Raw genomic sequence first — 20,292 nt, forward strand, 5'->3', positions numbered from 1 at the left:
CGATGCCGGCACCTGTCGCCGGCCGCTGACGCGCGCCCCCGCCGTGCGGCTGAAACCCGCGCGGCGACGACCCCCGCGCGCCTGCACCTGCACCTGCGGCCGTGCCTGGGCGCATCCGTCTCGGGCCGACAAGCGCTGGCGCCTCGGTGGCGCCCCCTGCCTGATCCTTCGTCGGGAGCGCGTGCCATGCTGACTTTCCTGAAACGACTTCGCTCCCGCTTCGACGACCCGCAACCGCAGTGCGCGCAGGTCCCTGTCGAGACCGTGCACCCGCCAACCCCGGCCGAGCCGGCGGCGCAGCCGGACGGCGTGACGGTCGTCGACTGGCTGCGCCTCGTGCTCGGCCACCTGCGCACCGAGGAACGCCACCGGCTGCAGCAGCGCGTGCTGAACAACCTGCGCTTCGGCGACACCCTGCCGAAGGCGATGGTCCACGCGATGCTGAACGAAGGCGGCCAGCAGGACGGGCAGTGGGCGCTGCTGCTGCTGGGCGTCGACGCGGTCGACGACGTCGAGCGGCAAGGACGGGAACTGGCGCGGTCCGCCGCCATTGCGGCGATCTACGGCTGGGACTGGAACGAGGGCCGCGGGCGCTCCACGCGTGCCGCGCTGTTCGCGCTGCACGCCTGGCTGCTCGGCTTCGGCTACTCGCTGCTGCAGATGGACACCGGCGGCCAGGAGCATTGCATGCTGATGACGAACACGGCCGACGCCGAGGCCGCGATCCGGCTCGGTTCCGCGCTCGGCCTGCGGCTGACGCTGCCGCGCAGCGACTGACGGCGTGCCGGCGGGCGGGCTCGGACGCTGGTGCGGCTCAGTACAGCGACGGCTCGCCCGCCGGCCGTGTCTTGAAGCGCTTGTGAACCCACAGGTACTGCGCCGGGTTCTTGCGGATCTCGTCCTCGATCCAGCGGTTCATCGCCGCGGTGTCGGCGACGGGGTCCTCGCTCGGGAAGTGCGTGAACGGCTCGCCGAAGCGCACCCGGTAGCCCTGGCCGCCGGGCAGCATCTCGGCGATCACCGGCTGCACGACCATGCCGAGCGCGCGCGCCATGCGCGACGGCGCGAGCAGCGTCGCGGCCGGCACGCCGAAGAACGGCACGAACGCGGCGTCTCGTGCGCCGAAATCCATGTCGGGCAGGTTGAAGAAGGCGTGCCCCTTGCGGATCGCGCGGATCAGCGGCAGCGCCTTGTCGCTGCGCGGAAAGATCTCGGCATGGTCGCCGAAGCGCATGCGGCCCTTGCGGATCGCCGCATCCATCACCGGGTTGCTCTGCTGCTGGTACATCGAACAGGCCGGATGCTGCTGGAACAGCAGCGTCGCCACGCCCGCCACGTCCAGCCCCATGAAGTGCGGCACCAGCCACATCACCGGTCGCGGGCTGTGTTCGGCGAGCTTGACGTCGCCCTCGACGTGGATGATCCGCTTCAACTGCGCCATCGGTGCGTACCAGAGCAGGCTGCGCTCGAGGATGCTGCGCCCGAGCCAGCGGAAGTGCTCGCGGGCCAGCGCGAGCCGCTGCGCCGGGCTCCAGTCGGGGTAGCACAGCTCGAGGTTGCGCAGCGCGACGCGCCGCCGCGAACGCGCGAGCGCGAACAGCAGCCGCCCGAGGCCGCGCCCCAGCGCGGCGAGCACCGGCAGCGGCAGCCAATGCAGCAGCCACATCGTTCCCAGCAGGAGTCGGGTTCCCATCGTCAGTTCTTCTGAGCGGCATCCGCCGGATGTTCGCGCGGCGCCTTGTATCGGTTGTAGCCCCACAGGTACTGGCCGGGGCACTGCAGTATCAGCTGTTCCATCGCCCGGTTGACGGCGGTGGCCGCCTCGGTCGAGTCTTCGGGCAGCGTGCCGGGGAATTCGAAGAAGCGCTGCAGGTAGCCGGCACCGGCCGGCAGGCGTTCGCCCCAGGTCAGCAGCAGCACGGCGCCGGTCTGCTGCGCGAGCCGCGCGGCCAGCGTCATCGTGTAGGCCGGCCTGCCGAAGAAGGGCGCCCACACGCCCATGCCGTCGGGCGGCACCTGGTCGGGCAGCAGGCCGACGATCTCGCCGCGGCGCAGCGCCCGGATCATCTGGCGCACACCCGACAAGGTGGCCGGCACCGCCTGCAGGTGCGGGCGATCGCGCGCGGTCTCTTCGAGGCGACGCAGCCAGGCCTGGCGCGCCGGGCGGTACAGCACGGTGATCGGCTGCCGTGCGCCCCAACGCTCGGCGATGGCCTGCGCGGTGATCTCGAAGCAGCCCATGTGCGGCGTCAGCAGCAGCACGCCGCGGCCGGAGTCGAGCGCCTGTGCCAGCAGCGGCTCGCCCTCGAAGCGCATCAGGCCGAGCACCGACCGGTCGACGGGTCGCAGCCACAGCTTGGGCAGCTCCATCACCATGCGGCCGGCCGATGCGATCGCCGGCCGCCACGCGGGTGGGGCGAGCCCCGCCTGCGCGGCGTTTTCGGCCATGCGGCGCCGATAGCCGCTCGACAGCCAGTAGCCCAGCCAGCCGAGCACGCTGCCCAGATGATGCAAAAAGCCCAGCGAAAGCCCGGCAAACCAGCGCAGTAGGGTTGACATCTGTTCCTATAATCCCGCTATCGCCGAGTTATGAACTACTTGCGGGGCGATTCAAAAATCCTGCTAAAGCGTTCGCCGCTCGATGAAATTCAAGTCCGGCAACGCGTTCCGCAACCTTGCTGGAGTTTAAGAGTGTCGAACGACTTCCTTTTCACATCCGAATCCGTCTCCGAAGGTCACCCCGACAAGGTGGCTGACCAGATCTCCGACGCCATCCTCGATGCGATCTTCAAGCAGGACCCGCGTTCGCGCGTGGCCGCCGAGACGCTGACGAACACCGGGCTGGTCGTGCTGGCCGGCGAGATCACCACCAACGCGCACGTCGACTACATCCAGGTCGCGCGCGACACCATCAAGCGCATCGGCTACGACAACACCGAGTACGGCATCGACTACAAGGGCTGCGCGGTGATGGTCTGCTACGACAAGCAGTCCAACGACATCGCCCAGGGCGTCGACCAGGCGAGCGACGACCACCTGAACACCGGCGCCGGCGACCAGGGCCTGATGTTCGGCTATGCCTGCGACGAGACGCCGGAGCTGATGCCCGCGCCCATCTACTACGCGCACCGGCTGGTCGAGCGCCAGGCCCAGTTGCGCAAGGACGGCCGCCTGCCGTTCCTGCGCCCCGACGCAAAGAGCCAGGTGACGATGCGCTACGTCGACGGCAAGCCGCACAGCATCGACACCGTCGTGCTGTCGACGCAGCACAGCCCCGACCAGAGCGAGACGCCGAAGAAGATGAAGGCCTCGTTCAACGAAGCCATCATCGAGGAGATCATCAAGCCGGTGCTCCCGAAGGAATGGCTGAAGGACACCAAGTACCTGATCAACCCGACCGGCCGCTTCGTCATCGGCGGCCCGCAGGGCGACTGCGGCCTGACGGGCCGCAAGATCATCGTCGACACCTACGGCGGCGCCTGCCCGCACGGCGGTGGCGCGTTCTCGGGCAAGGACCCGAGCAAGGTCGACCGTTCGGCCGCCTATGCGGCACGCTATGTCGCGAAGAACGTGGTCGCGGCCGGCCTGGCGCGGCAGTGCCAGATCCAGGTGGCGTACGCGATCGGCGTGGCCCGTCCGATGAACGTGACGGTCTACACCGAAGGCACCGGCGTGATCTCCGACGACAAGATCGCCGCGCTGGTCAACGAGCATTTCGACCTGCGCCCGAAGGGCATCATCCAGATGCTCGACCTGCTGCGCCCGATCTACGAGAAGACGGCGGCCTACGGTCACTTCGGCCGCGAAGAGCCCGAGTTCAGCTGGGAAAAGACAGACAAGGCCCAGGCGCTGCGGGCAGCGGCGGGGCTGTAAGACGGGCGCGGCAGCGCGCCGCTTGCGTGCAGTAAGTCACCGCGGCCGCGACGGCAGCCGGCGGGCGGCGGGCCGGCGCTACAAAGCGGGGGCCGTCCGTCGATAAACCGGGCGAAGGCATCCCGATGGGTGCCGATGGCCCCGTCATGTCCAGCCTGCCCGCAGCACACCAGTCGTCCCTCACCATCCTCGTCGTCGACGACCAGCCCGCCGTGCGCGTCGCGCTCGTCGCGCAGCTCGATGCGCTGGGCCACCGCGTGCTCGAAGCCGGTGACGCGACCTGGGCGCTGGACCAGTTCCAGCGCCACAAGCCCGACCTGGTGCTGCTCGACGTGGTGATGCCCGGCCACGACGGCTACTGGCTGGCGCGCCAGATGCGCCAGGTGGAATCCGGCCGCTGGACGCCGATCATCTTCCTGTCCGCCCGCGACCAGGAGCAGGACCTGTGGAAGGGCATCGAGAGCGGCGGCGACGACTACCTGGTGAAGCCGGTGTCGACCGTGGTGCTCGCGGCAAAGCTGCGCGCGATGAGCCGCCTGCAGCAGATGCAGGCGCAGCTGATGCAGGTGTCGGCCGAGTTGCGCACCGCGAACCAGCGGCTGCAGCACCTGAGCGAACTCGACGAATTGACCGGCCTGATCAACCGCCGCGGCTTCGACCGCCTGTTGCATGCCGAGATCGGCGCGGCGCGCCGCGAGCAGCAGCCGCTGACGCTGGTGTTCTGCGACCTCGATGCGTTCAAGCCCTACAACGACACGCTCGGCCATGTGCAGGGCGACGACTGCCTGCGCCGCATCGGCGCGCTGCTGCGCGACGCCTGCCACCGGCCGCGCGACCGCGCGACGCGCTACGGCGGCGAGGAATTTGCGCTGATCCTGCCCAACACCCCGAAGTCCGGCGCGATGACCTTCGCGCGTGCGGTCCGCCGCATGCTGGCCGGCGTGGCACTGCCGCACCCGGCCTCGCCGGTCGGAGCGCTGGTCACGCTGACCGGCGGCATCACCACCTGCGTCCCCGACGCTGAGACCACCGCCGAAGGCATGGTGGTGCGCGCCGACCAGGCCTTGTACGCCGCGAAGGCGCAGGGGCGGGATCGCTTCTTCAGCTTCGAGATGCAGCTCGACACGGTGGAGCAACTGGAAAGGTAGAGCCCCCGGTCGCCTGGTGACATGAACCGGCACACGGATGCCGCATCATCGCTCCCATGCCGATCACCCTCGACCACCTGCGGCGCTACGCCGTCGCCCGCACGCTTTTCAAACCGACCACGCTGCTGCGCGCGATCCGCCGGCTGGGTTTCGTGCAGGCCGACCCGATCCGCTCGCCTGCGCGGGCGCAGGACCTGACGCTGCGCCACCGCGTCAAGGACTACCGTGCAGGCGATCTGGAGCGGCGCTATGCGACGCTGCCGGTCGAGGAGGACTGCCTCGTCAACTACGGCTTCCTGCCGCGCGAGCACCTGGCGCTGATGCACCCGCGCATCGCGAAGACCGAATGGGACCGCGCGACCCGGCGTCGCGCCGCCGATGTGCTGGCCTTCGTGCGCGAGCGCGGTCGCGTGCACCCGCGCGAGGTCGACGAGCACTTCGCGCACGGCAGCGTCACCAACTACTGGGGCGGCTCGTCGAGCGCGACCACGCACCTGCTGGACGGCATGCACTACCGCGGCATGCTGCGCGTCGTGCGGCGCGATGCGGGCATCCGCGTCTACGAGGCGGTCGAGCACGCGCCGGCCGACGAGAGCCCGGCCGAGCGGGCGCGCCGCGCCGCCGAGCTGCTGGCGCTGATCGTGCGCAAGTACGCGCCGCTGCCGGCGCGCAGCCTGACCCACCTGACCGCGCTGTTGAACTACGGCGCGCCGCACCTGAAGACGCAGACGCAGGCGGCGATGAAGCTGGCGCGCGAGCAGCTCGCGAGCCTGCAGCTGGACGGCGTCACCTGGTACTGGCCGGCCGACGAGAACCCGGCCTCGCGCCGTCACGCGCCCGACGACGCGGTGCGCCTGCTCGCGCCGTTCGACCCGGTCGTCTGGGACCGCATCCGCTTCGAGCTGCTGTGGGACTGGGCGTACCGGTTCGAGGCCTACACGCCGGCACCGAAGCGCAGGTTCGGCTACTACGCGCTGCCGCTGCTGTGGCACGACCGGGTGATCGGCTGGGGCAATCTGTCGATGGTGGGCGGGCAACTGAAGCAGCAGTTCGGCTACGTCGACGGCCGGGCGCCGCGCGATGCGGCGTTCAAGGCGGGGTTGGCCGACGAGATCGCGCGCATGCGCAGCTTCCTCGGGGCCGATTCAACCGGCCGGTAGCGGCCGCTGCCGCGCCGCGAGCGACGCTGCCAGCGCCAGCACGCCGGCCGATGCGGCCAGCCCGGCGCGCAGCCCGCCCGGCCCGTCGGCCAGCCAGCCGACCAGACTCGGGCCGACGATCTGCCCGGCCGCGAACACCGTCGTGAAGGCCGCGATGCCGGCCGGCCACGCGGCGGCCGGCAGGTTGTGCCGCACCAGCGCGGTGGTCGATGCGACAACCGACAGGAACACGCCGCCGAACAGCGCGCCCGAGGCGAAGCCGGCCAGCGGGTGTGCACTGACCACCGGCAGCAGGGTCGCCACCGCGAGCAGCGCGTTCAGCAGCGCCATCGGCTGCCCGCCGCGCCAGCGCTGCAGCAAGCCGGCCCACAGCCACGACGATGCGATCACGCCGACGCCGAGCAGCGCATAGAACACCGTGATCAGTCCGCTGCCGAGTTGCTGCTCGCGCAGCAGCGTCACCGAGAACGTCATGTAGCCGATGTAGCCGAGGCCGAACAGCGTGTACGACGCGAGGCCGAACACGAAGTCGCGCGGCCGGAAACCGGTGCGTGCCGACGCGGGGGCCGGCGCGGCGTCGAGACTGCGCGTGCCGCGCGCGGTGATGGCGGTGGCCAGCAGGGCGGCTGCGCCAAGCGCGATCCACGCCCACTGCCAGGCGTGCGGCTGCGCCAGCGCCACCAGCGGCGGCACCAGCAGCGCCGACGCGACGATGCCGATCCCGGTGCCGCCGTAGTACAGCCCGAGGATCAGCCCGGCGCGCGCGGCGCCGTCGCTGCCGACCAGGCGCGCCGCCATCAGCCCGCCGGAGATGAAGACGGCGGCGCTGGCGATGCCGGTCGCGAGCCGCAGCGCGTACAGCGCCGCATCCGAGCTGACGAGGCCGTGCGCCGCGAGCATCAGCGCGGCCGACGCGCTGCCCGCCAGCAGCACGCGGCGCACGCCGACGCGCGCCAGCGCCAGCGGCGTGGCCAGCGCGCCGAGCAGGTAGCCGGCCGCGTTGACGGTGTTCATCGCGCCGGCGGTCAGGTAGCTCCAGCCGAGGTCGGTGCGCATCGCCGGCAACAGCAGCGCATACGAGAAGCGCGCCAGCCCGAGCGACACCGCGGCCGCGAGGGCGAGCGCGGCCGCGGTGCGCAGCGTCGACGTTCTGGAGGTGCTCATCGCGGCGCATTGTGCCCATCCCCGCGATCGGTCGCGCTTGTCCTACAGCGTCGCGGGTGCCCGGCCGATGGGGGCCGCGCGCGCGTCGCGGTGCAATGGCTGCATGTCAAGACACTTCGACGTCGATTGCGAGCTGAGCTACCAACTGGCGGGGCCGGCGGATTTCCTGTTCCAGCTGCATGCGCTGGACGGCATGGACCAGCGCGTGCTGAGCGAATCGCTGGAGGTGGAACCGGCGGTGCGTGTGCACGTCTACGAGGACCCGGCGGTGGGCCACCGCTTCGCGCGGCTGTCGGCCGGGGAGGGCACGTTGCGGCTGCAGTACCGGGCGCGGGTGGAGCGCCGGCCGGTGCCGCTCGACCTGGCCGCCCCCGAGATGGCGATCACCGAGTTGCCCGACGAGGTGCTGCACAACCTGATGCCGACGCGCTACTGCGAATCCGACCTGCTGTCGCATGCGGCGATCAAGATCTTCGGCGACCTGCCGCGCGGTGCGGTGAGGGTGCAGGCGATCTGCGACTGGCTGCACGACAACGTCGACTACCAGCTCGGTTCCAGCACCGCGACGACGACCGCCTGCGACGTGTTCCGCAACCGGGCCGGCGTGTGCCGCGATTTCGCGCACCTCGGCGTCACCTTCTGCCGCGCGCTGAACATCCCGGCGCGGCTGGTGGTCGGTTATGCGGTGTTCGACGAGCCCCCGCCCGATTTCCACGCGGTGTTCGAGGCCTACCTCGGCGGGCGCTGGATGATGTTCGACCCGACCCGGATGTCGCCGGTCGACGACCTGGTTCGCATCGCGATGGGACGCGACGCGAAGGACGTGGCCTTCGCGACGATCTTCGGGCCGGCGACGATGACCGGGATGCGGCCGGATGTCGCACCGGTGGCAACCACCGGTGCGGAAGCCGGCACCCCGGGCGCTCCGTCTGCGTGACGGCGTGCCACGCGCCGGTTTCGATGCGATGATGGCCCGCCGGGCTCCCCGCCCGTCACCCCACAGGCTGCGCCATGTCCGTCTCGTCGATGAAATCGCTGTTCGGCTACAAGGCCTGGGCCAACGCCGAGTTGTTCGCACTGCTGCGGACCCTGCCGGCTGAGCAGGCCGATGCGCTGCACCTGTGCGTGCGGACGCTGAACCACATCTACGTGGTGGACCGGATCTTCCGTGCGCACCTCGGCGGCGAGGCCAGGACGTTCGACGCCACGAACACCAAGGAAACCCCGTCGCTGGTGCAACTGCAGGCCGACGTGGCGGCGACCGACGCGTGGTACGTCGACTACGCGTCGGGGCTGTCCGAGGCGGCGTTGTCCGAGACCCTGGTCTTCACCTTCACCGACGGCGATGCCGGGCGCATGTCCCGCGAGGAGATGCTGCTGCACGTCGTCACCCATGGCGGCTACCACCGGGGCAACGTCGGTCAGGTCCTGAAGTCGATCTCGGTCGCGCCGCCCCGCGACCTGTACACCAAGTACCTGCACACGAGCGAGCCGGCGCGCAGGGCCGGCTGAGCCGGCCGTCAGACGGTTTCGCCGACCTCGTTCTCGGCCAGCCAACGCCGCCGGTCGCGCGCCGGCGGGGCGCCGAACATCCGCCCGTATTCGCGCGCGAACTGCGAGGCGCTCTCGTAGCCGACCTGGTGCGCTGCCGTCGATGCGTCGGCACCGCCGGTCAGCAACAAGCGCCGCGCCTCCTGCAGCCGCAACTGCTTCTGGAACTGCAGCGGGCTCATCGCGGTGACGGCCTTGAAGTGATGGTGGAACGACGAGACGCTCATGTGCACGCCGCTGGCGATCTCGTCGATGCGCAGCGCCTGCGCGTAGTTCGTGCGCAGCAGCGCGATGGCTTTCGCGATGCGCTGCGTCTGGCTGTCCTGCAGCGCGAGCTGGCGCAGCCGCGCGCCTTCGCCGTTCATCAGCAGCCGGTACAGGATCTCGCGCTTGACCAGCGGCGCGACGATCGCGATGTCGGCCGGCGCATCGAGCAGCTTCAGCAGCCGCAGCACCGGCTCGAGCACCGGCAGCGCGATGCGGTTCACGTAGATGCCGCGCGCCGGACCGGCATGGGCGGCGGCCGGCAGGCGCTCGTCGCGGATCAGTTCGCCGATCTCGGCGATGTCCAGCGACAGCCGCAGGCCAGGTAGGGCAACGTGTCGCTCGCGACCCGCACCTGGCCGACCACCGGCAGGTCGACCGAGGTCACCAGGTAGTGCAGTGCGTCGTAGGTGTGGATGTCGTCGCCGACCATCACCTGCTTGGCGCCTTGTGCGATCAGTGCCAGCGCCGGCTCGTAGACGTGGTGCTTCGGCCCGCCCGGGTTCGCGATGCGGTAGACGACGAGACCGGGCACCGGCGTCTGCACGACGCCTTCGACGCCGACGGTGGCGCGGTTCAGCATGCCGACCAGCGAACGGCGGGCGTCGTCGAGTTCGAGGAGGTCGTCCATGGCGTCGGCGCGTGCGTGTGAGGAGGCGTGGAGGATCGGGTGCGTCACAGCTTAGCGCCGTCCACACGAGCGTGCGGCACCGCGCCGAGCGGTCTGGAGAAATGGGCAAGAACTCTGCAGGAACGTGCTGGCGTGGCCGCGGGCCGCGGCAGGACACTGCCGCCCTGGCCCCGCTTCCCCGGGGCGTCGTCACAAGGAGCTGGACATGCAATACCGCAAGCTGGGCCGCACCGGCCTGTTCGTCTCGGAACTGTGCCTCGGCACGATGACCTTCGGCGGCACCGGCGGCATCTGGAGCCAGATCGGCAAGCTGCAGCAGGAGGAGGCCGATGCGCTGGTCGGCCGCGCGCTCGACGCCGGCATCAACTTCATCGACACCGCCGACGTGTATTCGGAAGGCCTGTCGGAGCATATCACCGGCCAGGCGCTGCGCAACCTGAAGGTGCCGCGCGACAAGGTGGTCGTCGCGACCAAGGTGTTCGGCGAGACCGGCGCGAAGGGCGTCAACTCCTCCGGCATGTCGCGCTTTCACATCATGGACGGCGTGAAAGCGAGCCTGAAGCGCCTGCAGCTGGAGCACATCGACCTGTACCAGATCCACGGCTTCGACCCGTCGACGCCGATCGACGAAGCGGTGCATGCGATGGACACGCTGGTGCAGCAGGGGCACGTGCGCTACGTCGGCGTGTCGAACTGGGCCGCGTGGCAGATCGCGAAGGCGCTGGGCATTGCCGAGCGCGACGGCAAGGCAAGGGTCGAATCGCTGCAGGCCTACTACACCGTCGCCGGGCGCGACCTGGAGCGCGAGATCGTGCCGATGCTGCGCAGCGAGCAGGTCGGGCTGATGGTGTGGAGCCCGCTGGCCGGCGGGCTGCTGAGCGGCAAGTACGGGCGCGACGGGCAGGGTGCCGAGCAGGGCGCGCGGCGCAGCAGCTTCGACTTCCCGCCGGTGAACCGGGCGCGGGCCGACGACTGCATCGACGTGATGCGCGGCATCGCCGAGGCGCACGGCGTGTCGATCGCGCGGGTCGCGCTGGCCTGGGTGCTGCACCAGCCGGCGGTCAGCACGGTGATCATCGGCGCCAAGCGGGTCGAGCAACTGGACGACAACATCGCGGCGACGACGCTGAAGCTGAATGCCGACGAGCTGGCGGCACTCGACAAGGTCAGTGCGCTGCCGGCGGAGTACCCGGGCTGGATGCTGACGCGGCAGGCGGGGCAGCGGGCGGCGCGGCTCGGTTGACGGGTCAGGGGCGCTTGTCGGCGGCGCGAGCCGCGCACAGTGCCCCGGCCACATCGGCGAACCCTTGTCCGCGTTCGCCTGGAGCCAGGTACGCCGGCCAGGTGTGCAGCCGGTCCGCGAACTGCATCAGGTTCGCGACCCCCACGCTGACCGGGAAGTGCCCGAACATCGTCTGGTCGTTCGTCGAATCGCCGACGTAGGCCCAGGCGGGCGTCTCGCCATCGAGCACCCGGCCGAGCAGCCGCTGCACGATCCAGCGGGCGCCGCTCAGCTTGTCGTGCTCGCCGTACCAGCCGTTGATGTGGATCGAGCTGACGGTCGCGTTCATGCCCTCGGCGCGCATCACCTGCAGCACCGCGTCGATCTGCGGCTGCGACAAGTGGGCGAACTCGCTGTGGTCGATCGCGATGTCGGTGACGCGGCCGGCGCTGTCCTGCGCGAGCGTCGCGCCGGGCACCTCGGCCAGCACGCGCTGTGCGGTCCGACGCAATCGCATCGCGTTGTGGGTGCGCGTCGCTTCGTCCTGCGCGTACTCGATGCGCAGGCCCTGTGCATCGCGGAACAGCGCGACCGCGCCGTTCTCGGCGACGATCGCATCGATCGGCCAGTCGCGCGCGAACGGCTCGCTCCAGCCCATCGGCCGGCCGGTGATCGCGATCACCGGGATCGCGGCGTCGCGCAGCGCCTGCAGCGCGGCCAGCGCTTCGGGCTCGATCGCACCGTCGCGCGTCAGCGTGTCGTCGATGTCGGTCAGCACGCCGTGCACGCTGCGGGCGAGTCCGGGGCTCAATTCCGAGAGCGGGCGGGGGCGGGGGGCGATGACGGACATGGCCCGCAGTCTTGCACGAGCGCCCGGGCCGACCCGGCCATAACGCACGCAACGGACTGGAATCCGCCGATTCCGGCGTCTACAATCCCTGCACTTTCCGAGGAGCGTTGCAAGGCCGCCTGTCGCCACGACAGCCGCCCCAGGCTCGGAAATCCAATTGCAACCGCGCTCACCCGCACGATCGTCCTTCGTGGGTGAGTTTTCGAACCGCGTTCCTGAGCGGATCCGAACTTCCAACGTCGTTGCGCGTGCGGGGTCCTTATCAACGGAGCCCGACATGAACGCTGTTCTCAAGCCTTCCCAAGACCACGCCATCGCCGACATCTCGCTTGCCGCCTGGGGCCGCAAGGAGATCAAGATCGCCGAGACCGAGATGCCCGGCCTGATGGCCATCCGCGAAGAGTTCGCGAAGTCGCAGCCGCTGAAGGGCGCGCGCGTCACCGGCTCGCTGCACATGACGATCCAGACCGCCGTGCTGGTCGAGACGCTGCAGGCCCTCGGTGCCCAGGTGCGCTGGGCCTCGTGCAACATCTTCTCGACGCAGGACCACGCCGCTGCCGCGCTGGTCGAGAAGGGCACGCCGGTGTTCGCCTACAAGGGCGAGAACCTGACCGACTACTGGGATTACACCCACCGCATCTTCGACTTCGGCCCGAAGGGTTCCGAAGGCGAAGGCCCGAACATGATCCTCGACGACGGCGGCGACGCGACGCTGCTGATGCACCTGGGCCAGCGCGCCGAGAAGGACATCAGCGTGCTGAACAACCCCGGCAGCGAAGAAGAGACCTGCCTGTTCGCGAGCATCAAGGCCAAGCTGGCGCAGGACCCGACCTGGTACACCCGCAAGAGCGCGCAGATCCAGGGCGTGACCGAGGAAACCACCACCGGCGTGCACCGCCTGAAGGAAATGAGCGCGAAGGGAACGCTGCTGTTCCGCGCGATCAACGTGAACGACTCGGTCACGAAGAGCAAGTTCGACAACCTGTACGGCTGCCGCGAATCGCTGGTCGACGGCATCAAGCGCGCGACCGACGTGATGATCGCCGGCAAGGTGGCCTGCGTGGCCGGCTACGGCGACGTGGGCAAGGGCTCGGCCCAGGCCCTGCGCGCGCTGAGCGCCCAGGTGTGGGTGACCGAGATCGACCCGATCAACGCGCTGCAGGCCGCGATGGAAGGCTACAAGGTCGTGACGATGGAGTACGCCGCCGACAAGGCCGACATCTTCGTGACGACCACCGGCAACAAGGGCGTGATCCGCCACGAGCACATGCTCGCGATGAAGGACCAGGCGATCGTCTGCAACATCGGCCACTTCGACAACGAGATCGACATCGCGGCGATCGAGAAGTACGAATGGGAAGAGATCAAGCCGCAGGTCGACCACGTGATCTTCCCGGACGGCAAGCGCATCATCCTGCTGGCCAAGGGCCGCCTGGTGAACCTCGGCTGCGGCACCGGCCACCCGAGCTTCGTGATGAGCTCGAGCTTCGCGAACCAGACGATCGCGCAGATCGAGCTGTTCACGCGGCCCGAGAAGTACGAAGTCGGCCAGGTCTACGTGCTGCCGAAGCACCTCGACGAGAAGGTCGCCCGCCTGCACCTGAAGAAGGTGGGCGCGATGCTGACCGAGCTGACGGACGAGCAGGCCGCCTACATCGGCGTGCCCAAGCAAGGCCCGTACAAGCCCGACACCTACAGGTACTGAGCCCCCGATGCGCATCGACCAGCTGCTCGTCACCGAGGGGCTGGCGCCCACCCGATCGGCCGCGCAGCGGCTGATCGAGCGCGGCGCCGTCCGCTGGCTCGGCCCGAAGGGCTGGGCCGTTCCGAAGAAGGCGGGCGAAGACGTGCCCGAAGGCTGCGAACTCGAGATCACCGACGACGCCGAGCTGCGCTTCGTCTCGCGCGGCGGGCTGAAGCTCGAAGGCGCGCTGAAGCACTGCGCGATCGACGTCACCGGCCTCGCCTGCCTCGATGCCGGCCAGAGCACCGGCGGCTTCACCGATGCGCTGCTGCAAGGCGGCGCGTCGCGCGTCGTGGGCATCGACGTCGGCCACGGCCAGCTGCATCCGAAGCTGCAGGCCGATGCGCGGGTGCAGTGCTTCGAGGGCGTCAATGCCCGCGACGTGAGCGGCTCGGCCTTCGAGGCCGCATCGGCACCGCACAGCTTCGGCTTCGTCACCGGCGACCTGTCGTTCATCACGTCGACGCACGTGCTGCCGACGCTGGCGCACTACCTGGCGCCCGCGGGTCAGCTGTTGCTGCTGATCAAGCCGCAGTTCGAGCTGCAGCCGGCGCAGATCGGCAAGGGCGGCATCGTCAAGGACGAACGGCATTTCGCCGAGGTCGAGACACGCATCCGCAAGGCCTGCAGGGAACAGTTCCTCCAGGTGCGCGCCTATTTCCAAAGCCCGATCAAGGGCGGCAACGGCAACACCGAGTTCTTCGTGTGGGCCGTGCCGTCCGAGGATGTTGCATGAAACGAGTTCCCGTCAGCCTGGAGTTCTTCCCGCCGAAGACACCCGAGGGCGTCGTCAAGCTGGCCGCGGTGCGCCAGCAGCTGTATGCGCTGAAGCCGAGCTTCTGCTCCGTCACGTATGGGGCCGGCGGCTCGACGCAGGACGGCACGCTGGCGGCGGTGCAGGCGATCCTGGCCGAAGGCGTCGAGGCCGCGTCGCACTTCACCTGCGTCGGCGCCGATCGGGCATCGGTGCGGGCCAAGCTGGAGCAGTTCCAGGCCGCGGGCATCCGCCGGCTGGTCGCGCTGCGCGGCGACCTGCCGAGCGGCTACGGCGGCTTCGGCGAGTTCCGCTATGCGAGCGAGCTGATCGCGTTCATCCGCGAGGCCACCGGCCGGCAGTTCCACATCGAGGTGGCGGCCTACCCGGAGATGCATCCGCAGGCGAAGTCGCCGCAGGCCGACCTGCAGGCGTATGTCGAGAAGGTGAAGGCGGGCGCCGATGCGGCGATCACGCAGTTCTTCTTCAATGCCGATGCCTACGAGCGCTTCGTTGAAGATTCGCGCCGGCTGGGCGCGGACATCCCGGTGGTGCCCGGCATCATGCCGATCACGAACGCGAGCGGCATCATCCGCTTCGCCGATTCGTCGGGGGCCGAGATCCCGCGCTGGATCCGGCTGCGGCTGCAGAGCTTCGGCGACGACACCGCGTCGATCAAGGCCTTCGGGCTGGACGTCGTGACCGAGCTGTGCGAGCGGCTGCTGCGCATCGGCGTACCGGGGCTGCACATCTACACGATGAACGCCTCGACCGCGCCGATCGAGATCTGCCGGCGGCTCAAGCTCGACTGATCAGCTTTCGCGCTGCCACATCACCCCTTCTTCGGTGATGACGGCATCGAGCGGGTGGTCGCCTTCCTTCGGACGCAGCATCGGCAGGAAGCCGTGCGCATAGCAAAGGCCCACCGTGACCGGTCGCGGCGTCAGCGCGGCCACGGAACGGTCGTAAAACCCGCCGCCATAGCCCAACCGCGCGCCTTCGGTGCCATAGCCGACGCACGGCAGCAGCAGCAATTCGGGCTGGAACTGCTCGGTGCCCTTGGGCTTCGGGATGTCGTGCGCATCGAGTTCGGTCGGGCAGCCGGGGTACCAGACGTGGAAGCGCAAGGTGCCGTCGGTGCGGTCCATCACCGGCAGGCCGATGCGCCGCCCCGGACCGCCTTCGCTCCAGCGGAACAGCGCCGGCAGCGGATCGAACTCGCCCTTGATCGGCCAGTAGCCGCCGATCAGCGATTCGCGCCGGCTGACCAGCCAGATGCGCAGCATGCTCTGCAGCTGCACCGCGAGCTCCAGCCGGTCGGGCAGGGCCTGGCGGTCGGCGATCAGCTTCTTGCGCAGCACCGCAATCGTGGAGGACGTGTCGGGGGTGGCCATGCCGGCGATTGTGACCGAGCCGTGGCCGGGGTGGCCAGCGCGCCTACCATCGGCCCATGGCCACGATCAACTCACCGAAAGATGAATTCGCCCGCTACTGCGTCGAGCTGCTCGGCTCGCTCGGGCCGACGCGCTCGCGGCGCATGTTCGGCGGGCATGGCTTCTATGTCGACGATGTGTTCATCGCACTGATCTTCGAGGAGCGCCTGTACCTGAAGACCGATGACGCGACGCGGGCGCGCTTCGAGCAGGCCGGCGGCCAGCCCTTCGTCTACGAAGGCGGCGATGGCAAGTCGGTGTCGATCAGCTACTACACCGCGCCCGACGACGCGATGGAATCGCCGGCGCTGATGCGCCCGTGGGCGCGGCTTGCGATGGAAGCAGGCCTGCGCGCCGCCGCGGCCAAGGCCCGCAAGTCCACCAAGGCGTCGCAGGCGGCGAAACCGATCAAGCCGCGTGCAGCGCCGGCGAAGAAGCGCCCAGCCGCGAAGCGAGCTGCTCGCTGAGCCGCTGCGCCAGCGACTTGCCGCGCTGGCAGGCGTCGGGCGGCACCAGCAACTGGAACTGCGCGCTCGGCCAGGCTTCGAGCACCGCCTGGGCGCCGGCCGGCAGCGCGATGCTGTCGCCGCTTTCCAGCCACACATCCTGCGCCGGTTCGTCGGCCGTGCCGGGCACCGTCAGCCACAGCCGGCCCTCGGTGACGCGCAGCCAGCGCGAGCCCGGGCCGATCTCCAGCGGACGGGCCTCGCCGGGCGCCACGGTCCAGCTCGCGGCCTGGGATTGTTGAAAATTGCTCATCACCATCGGGTTTGCCATGTCGTTCTCCTTGCAGGGCATGGAGTGAACTTTAGGGGCCTGCAGGCCGATGGTCCAATGACTTACGCGCCGCGCATTGATACCATTCGTGCATGAATCAACTGCGTCATCGACCGCTCTCGGTCGGGCCCATCCGGGCCTTCGAAGCGGTGGCCCGCCACCTCAGTTTCAGCGCCGCCGCCGAAGAGCTGCACCTGACCCAGTCGGCCGTCAGCCGGCAGATCAAGGGGCTGGAAGACGAGCTCGGCGCACCGCTGTTCAACCGCGGTACCCGCTCGGTCGAACTCACCGGCGACGGCCAGGTGCTGCTGCGGGCGGTTGCGCCGTCGCTCGACCGGCTCGACACCGCGGTGCGCCAGATCCGCACCTCCCGCGGGCGGCGCCGCGTCACGGTCAACACCTTCGCGTCGTTCGTGTCGCTGTGGCTGCTGCCGCGGCTCGAGGCCTTCCAGCGCGCGAACCCCGACATCGACATCCGCGTCTCCGCCACCGACATGGTGGTCGACCTCGATGACCCCGAGATCGACATCGTGCTGCGCTACGGCGGCGACCACCTGGTGCCGGCCGGCACGCCACGGCTGTTCGGCGAGACGCTGACGCCGGCCATCAGCCCGTGGCTGGCCGAGCAGATCGCGCGCGGCCAGGCGCCGCCGTTGTCGACGCCGGCCGACCTGGCCGGCCACACGCTGGCCGAAGAGGACGACAACCGCCCGACCGCCGAGTTCCTCAGCTGGCGGCGCTGGCTGACGCAGCACGGGCAGGCCGGGCTGCAGCCGCGCCGGTGGATGTACCTGAACTTCACCTACCAGCAAGTGCAGACCGCGCTGGCCGGTCAGGCGATCGCGCTGGCCCGCATGGCCCTGGTGGCCGATTCGCTCGAGCGCGGTGACCTGGTCGAGCCGTTCGGGCCGGCCGGACGCATCGACGCGCCGCATGCCTACTGGATGGTGGTCTCGCCGCTGTCGGTCGCGCGGCCGGAGGTGCAGCGCTTCCGCGACTGGCTGATCGAGCAGGGCGAACGGACCAACGCGACGCTGACCGCGCAATCCGCCCGCAGCGTGCAGCAGCTGGCGCAGGCGCGGCCCGAACCGGTCAGTCCCGCGCCACCCCGTTCTCGGTCACGATGAGCGCGAGCGGCAGGTCGTGGGGTTGCGGGGCGAGTTCGGCCTCGCTGAGGCGCCCCACCTCCCACGCAACGCCGACGGCGGTGACGTGCGGATGCAGCGCCAGCCAGCGGTCGAAGAAGCCGCCCCCATAGCCGAGCCGCCAGCCGCTGCCGGTGAAGCCGACGCAGGGCACCAGCACCACGTCGGGCACCACCGCGGCGCCGTTCGCGACCGGAATGCCGCATTCGTCCTTCTGCGTCGGCGCGCTGCCATCCCACAGCCGGTAGTGCATCTGCGGCGGCACGCGCTGCGTGAATGGCAATGCGCGCGGCAAGGAAGCATGCGATCCGTCGCCATCCCACAGGCCCGCTGCGTTAAATTCGGAACGCATCGGCCAATAGACCCCGAGGCACTCGGGTTCGAGTTGATCGAGGACAAGGCCGAGGTGACGCGCCAGCGACGTGGCTGCAACTTTTCCGGTGGGCGAAGAGACAAACGCGGTGCGCGCGGCCAGCAGGCGCTGACGCAGGGGATGGCGGATGTCGGGATCTGATGGCAAGGTCGGCACCATGAAGGACAGCGTGAACAAAGACAAATCATATGGCTCGGTGATGGCGAGGTGGGTGCTGAAGGGCCTCGCGGCTGCCGTGCTGCTGAACGCGATGCCCGCCTGCGCGCAGACCGGCAACGACGCCGTGCTCGAAGCCCGCGAGGCGCTGCGCAAGAAAGACCGGGCCCGGCTCGCCGCGTTGCGCGACGGCGCGATCGCCGAGCGCAACCCGCTCGCGATGTGGATCGACTACTGGGAGATCGGCCAGCGCCTGCAGTTCGTGCAGGCCGACGAGATCGCGGCCTTCTACCAGCGCTGGCGCGGCACCTACGTCGAAGACCGGCTGCGCAACGACTGGCTGCTCGAGCTCGGCCGGCGGCGCGATTTCAAGGCGCTGGCCGCCGATTACCCGAGCTTCCGGATGAACGACGACCGCGAGGTCTCGTGCTACGCGCTGCTGGCCGACCACCTCGCCGGCAAGGACGTGCGCAGCGCGGCCCGCAGCGCCTGGTTCGCGCAGCGCGAGCCCGACGACGGCTGCGCGCTGCTGGCCGCGACGCTGTACGACGCGAAGCAGCTCACCGAAGCCGATGCCTGGCGCAAGGCGCGCCTCGCGATCGACGGCAACAAGCCGCGCGCGGCGCGCCAGGCAGCGCTGATGGTCAACACCCGGTCCGCCAGCGACGTGGACGAACTGGCCGACAACCCGGCGCGCTACCTGACCCGCGCGCTCGGCGGGCGCCAGGCCAACCAGCTGAACACGCTGGCGCTGATGCGGCTCGCGTCGACCGACCCCGAACTCGCCGCCAACCTGCTGAACGGCAAGTGGGAAGCCGCGCTGCCGCCCGAGCTGGCGGCCTGGGCCTGGGCGGCGGTCGGCAAGCAGGCGGCGCTGAAGCTGTTGCCGGAGGCCTCCGGCTACTTCACGCGGGCGGCGCTGCTGTCGGCGAAGTCGGGGGTGACGATCGACTGGGCCGACGAGACGCTCGCCTGGAAGGCGCGTGCCGCGCTGCGCGCCGGCGAGAATGCGCCGCGCTGGCAGCAGGTGGTGCAGGCGATCGATGCGATGAACCCGGTCGAGCAGCGCGATGCGACCTGGGTCTACTGGAAGGCGCGTGCGTTGCGGGCGCTGGCGAAGGATTCGACCGAGGGCGACGGGCTGCGCGCGCAGGCGACCGAGCTGTTCGAAGGCATCGCGCCGCAGTTCAGCTTCTACGGCATGCTCGCCGCCGAAGAACTCGGCCGGCCGATCACGCTGCCGGTCGCGCCGCAGCCGCTGACGCAGGACGAGCGCGACGCCGCCGCGCGCCAGCCGGGCCTCGCGCGGGCGCTGACGCTGGTGGCGATCGGGCTGCGCAGCGAAGGCGTGCGCGAATGGAACTTCACGCTGCGCGGCATGGACGAGCGCGAGCTGCTCGCGTCGGCGCAGCTGGCCTGCGACCGGCACGTCTGGGACCGCTGCGTCAACACCAGCGACCGCACGCGCAGCGAGATCGACATCGCGCAGCGCTACCCGACGCCGTTCCGCGCCGACGTGATGGCGGCGTCGAAGACGACCGCGGTCGACCCCGCGCTGATCTACGGCGTGATGCGCCAGGAGTCGCGCTTCCAGCCCGACATCCGCTCCAGCGCGAACGCCTATGGGCTGATGCAGGTGATCCAGCCGACCGCGAAGAACGTCGCGAAGCGCATCGGCATGGCCTACGACCCGGCGCAGATCATGGACGTGCCGACCAACGTGCAGCTCGGTTCGAGCTACCTGCGGCTGCTGCTCGACGACTTCGGCGGCTCGCAGGTGCTGAGCGCCACCGCGTACAACGCCGGCCCCGGGCGGCCGCGGCGCTGGCGCGAGGGCCCGAAGCTGGAGCCGGCGATCTGGATCGAGAACATCCCGTTCAACGAGACGCGCGACTACGTGAAGAAGGTGATGTCGAACACCTTGCTCTACGCGACGCTGCTGAACGACCCGACGGCGCTGCAGACCGCGTCGCTGAAGGCCCGGCTCGGCAAGCCGGTCGGCCCGCGCGAGGTCACCGCACCGCCGCCCGACACCAACCTGCCTTGA

Annotated in this window: 20 protein-coding genes, 1 pseudogene and 1 riboswitch; of the genes and pseudogenes, 13 read left to right on the forward strand and 8 right to left on the reverse strand. The window is 69.9% G+C overall.

Going from position 1 to position 20,292, the window contains the following annotated elements:
• Positions 1-186 precede the first annotated feature (186 nt).
• Complete coding sequence (locus ASC98_RS02885) at positions 187-777, forward strand: hypothetical protein (protein WP_056805096.1); 591 nt, start codon at positions 187-189, stop codon at positions 775-777.
• Positions 778-814: 37 nt separating this feature from the next.
• Here the strand turns inward: ASC98_RS02885 and ASC98_RS02890 are convergent, their stop codons facing one another.
• Positions 815-1,693: a lysophospholipid acyltransferase family protein gene (locus tag ASC98_RS02890; protein ID WP_056805099.1), complete on the reverse strand. Its 879-nt coding sequence runs from the start codon at positions 1,691-1,693 to the stop codon at positions 815-817.
• Positions 1,694-1,695: 2 nt separating this feature from the next.
• Positions 1,696-2,559 carry a lysophospholipid acyltransferase family protein gene (locus ASC98_RS02895; protein ID WP_056805107.1) on the reverse strand — a complete coding sequence of 288 codons (864 nt, stop codon included), beginning with the start codon at positions 2,557-2,559 and terminating at the stop codon, positions 1,696-1,698.
• 132 nt (positions 2,560-2,691) lie between these two features.
• On the opposite strand from ASC98_RS02895, the gene metK reads away from it, so the two are divergent.
• From metK to ASC98_RS02910, 3 genes are all read left to right on the forward strand, one after another.
• A complete protein-coding gene (gene metK, locus ASC98_RS02900; protein WP_056805114.1) occupies positions 2,692-3,873 on the forward strand; it encodes a methionine adenosyltransferase in 1,182 nt (393 codons plus the stop codon).
• A 146-nt stretch (positions 3,874-4,019) separates the two neighbouring features.
• Positions 4,020-5,021 carry a diguanylate cyclase domain-containing protein gene (locus ASC98_RS02905; RefSeq protein WP_056805448.1) on the forward strand — a complete coding sequence of 334 codons (1,002 nt, stop codon included), beginning with the start codon at positions 4,020-4,022 and terminating at the stop codon, positions 5,019-5,021.
• A 56-nt stretch (positions 5,022-5,077) separates the two neighbouring features.
• The gene (locus ASC98_RS02910) at positions 5,078-6,181 is read left to right on the forward strand and encodes a DNA glycosylase AlkZ-like family protein (RefSeq protein WP_056805117.1); all 1,104 of its coding nucleotides are present in this window, start codon (positions 5,078-5,080) and stop codon (positions 6,179-6,181) included.
• On the opposite strand, the gene ASC98_RS02915 is transcribed toward ASC98_RS02910, so the two are convergent.
• Positions 6,167-7,345, reverse strand: a complete 1,179-nt coding sequence (locus ASC98_RS02915; protein ID WP_056805120.1) for a YbfB/YjiJ family MFS transporter — start codon at positions 7,343-7,345, stop codon at positions 6,167-6,169. The genes ASC98_RS02910 and ASC98_RS02915 overlap by 15 nt on opposite strands.
• A gap of 103 nt (positions 7,346-7,448) precedes the next feature.
• Here ASC98_RS02915 and ASC98_RS02920 point away from each other — a divergent pair, with 103 nt between their 5' ends.
• On the forward strand, positions 7,449-8,282 hold the full coding sequence (locus tag ASC98_RS02920) for a transglutaminase family protein (RefSeq protein ID WP_082542198.1): 834 nt from the start codon (positions 7,449-7,451) through the stop codon (positions 8,280-8,282).
• Between the two features lie 74 nt (positions 8,283-8,356).
• The gene (locus ASC98_RS02925) at positions 8,357-8,857 is read left to right on the forward strand and encodes a DinB family protein (protein ID WP_056805123.1); all 501 of its coding nucleotides are present in this window, start codon (positions 8,357-8,359) and stop codon (positions 8,855-8,857) included.
• 8 nt (positions 8,858-8,865) lie between these two features.
• Here ASC98_RS02925 and ASC98_RS02930 read toward each other — a convergent pair.
• Positions 8,866-9,791, reverse strand: a pseudogene (locus ASC98_RS02930) (AraC family transcriptional regulator N-terminal domain-containing protein).
• 205 nt (positions 9,792-9,996) lie between these two features.
• Between ASC98_RS02930 and ASC98_RS02935 the strand changes: the two are divergent.
• Positions 9,997-11,034 (forward strand): aldo/keto reductase, encoded by a 1,038-nt coding sequence (locus ASC98_RS02935; RefSeq protein ID WP_056819573.1) that lies wholly within the window; start codon positions 9,997-9,999, stop codon positions 11,032-11,034.
• Between the two features lie 4 nt (positions 11,035-11,038).
• Here the strand turns inward: ASC98_RS02935 and ASC98_RS02940 are convergent, their stop codons facing one another.
• Positions 11,039-11,863, reverse strand: a complete 825-nt coding sequence (locus tag ASC98_RS02940; RefSeq protein ID WP_056805129.1) for an HAD-IIB family hydrolase — start codon at positions 11,861-11,863, stop codon at positions 11,039-11,041.
• A 93-nt stretch (positions 11,864-11,956) separates the two neighbouring features.
• Positions 11,957-12,041: riboswitch (S-adenosyl-L-homocysteine riboswitch) on the forward strand.
• A gap of 99 nt (positions 12,042-12,140) precedes the next feature.
• On the opposite strand from ASC98_RS02940, the gene ahcY reads away from it, so the two are divergent.
• Genes ahcY through metF form a run of 3 tightly spaced genes read left to right on the forward strand, consistent with a single transcriptional unit; the run spans position 12,141 to position 15,173 of the window.
• Positions 12,141-13,568: an adenosylhomocysteinase gene (gene ahcY, locus ASC98_RS02945; RefSeq protein WP_056805132.1), complete on the forward strand. Its 1,428-nt coding sequence runs from the start codon at positions 12,141-12,143 to the stop codon at positions 13,566-13,568.
• Positions 13,569-13,575: 7 nt separating this feature from the next.
• Positions 13,576-14,343, forward strand: a complete 768-nt coding sequence (locus ASC98_RS02950; protein ID WP_056805135.1) for a TlyA family RNA methyltransferase — start codon at positions 13,576-13,578, stop codon at positions 14,341-14,343.
• Positions 14,340-15,173: a methylenetetrahydrofolate reductase [NAD(P)H] gene (gene metF, locus ASC98_RS02955; RefSeq protein WP_056805138.1), complete on the forward strand. Its 834-nt coding sequence runs from the start codon at positions 14,340-14,342 to the stop codon at positions 15,171-15,173. The genes ASC98_RS02950 and metF overlap by 4 nt, the downstream gene beginning before the upstream one ends.
• On the opposite strand, the gene ASC98_RS02960 is transcribed toward metF, so the two are convergent.
• Complete coding sequence (locus ASC98_RS02960) at positions 15,174-15,755, reverse strand: 5-formyltetrahydrofolate cyclo-ligase (protein ID WP_056805141.1); 582 nt, start codon at positions 15,753-15,755, stop codon at positions 15,174-15,176.
• Between the two features lie 56 nt (positions 15,756-15,811).
• Between ASC98_RS02960 and ASC98_RS02965 the strand changes: the two genes are divergently transcribed.
• On the forward strand, positions 15,812-16,261 hold the full coding sequence (locus ASC98_RS02965; protein ID WP_056805144.1) for a TfoX/Sxy family protein: 450 nt from the start codon (positions 15,812-15,814) through the stop codon (positions 16,259-16,261).
• Here the strand turns inward: ASC98_RS02965 and ASC98_RS02970 are convergent.
• On the reverse strand, positions 16,203-16,571 hold the full coding sequence (locus tag ASC98_RS02970; protein WP_235581150.1) for a DUF2917 domain-containing protein: 369 nt from the start codon (positions 16,569-16,571) through the stop codon (positions 16,203-16,205). The genes ASC98_RS02965 and ASC98_RS02970 overlap by 59 nt on opposite strands.
• Positions 16,572-16,663: 92 nt before the next feature.
• On the opposite strand from ASC98_RS02970, the gene ASC98_RS02975 reads away from it, so the two are divergent.
• Positions 16,664-17,698 carry a LysR family transcriptional regulator gene (locus tag ASC98_RS02975; RefSeq protein ID WP_056805151.1) on the forward strand — a complete coding sequence of 345 codons (1,035 nt, stop codon included), beginning with the start codon at positions 16,664-16,666 and terminating at the stop codon, positions 17,696-17,698.
• Here the strand turns inward: ASC98_RS02975 and ASC98_RS29200 are convergent.
• Complete coding sequence (locus tag ASC98_RS29200; RefSeq protein WP_082542197.1) at positions 17,664-18,266, reverse strand: 5-formyltetrahydrofolate cyclo-ligase; 603 nt, start codon at positions 18,264-18,266, stop codon at positions 17,664-17,666. The genes ASC98_RS02975 and ASC98_RS29200 overlap by 35 nt on opposite strands.
• Between ASC98_RS29200 and ASC98_RS02985 the strand changes: the two genes are divergently transcribed.
• Positions 18,259-20,292 (forward strand): lytic transglycosylase domain-containing protein, encoded by a 2,034-nt coding sequence (locus tag ASC98_RS02985; protein WP_235581151.1) that lies wholly within the window; start codon positions 18,259-18,261, stop codon positions 20,290-20,292. The genes ASC98_RS29200 and ASC98_RS02985 overlap by 8 nt on opposite strands.

Source organism: Rhizobacter sp. Root1238, from assembly GCF_001425825.1.
In the GTDB taxonomy this organism is placed as follows: Bacteria; Pseudomonadota; Gammaproteobacteria; order Burkholderiales; family Burkholderiaceae_C; genus Rhizobacter.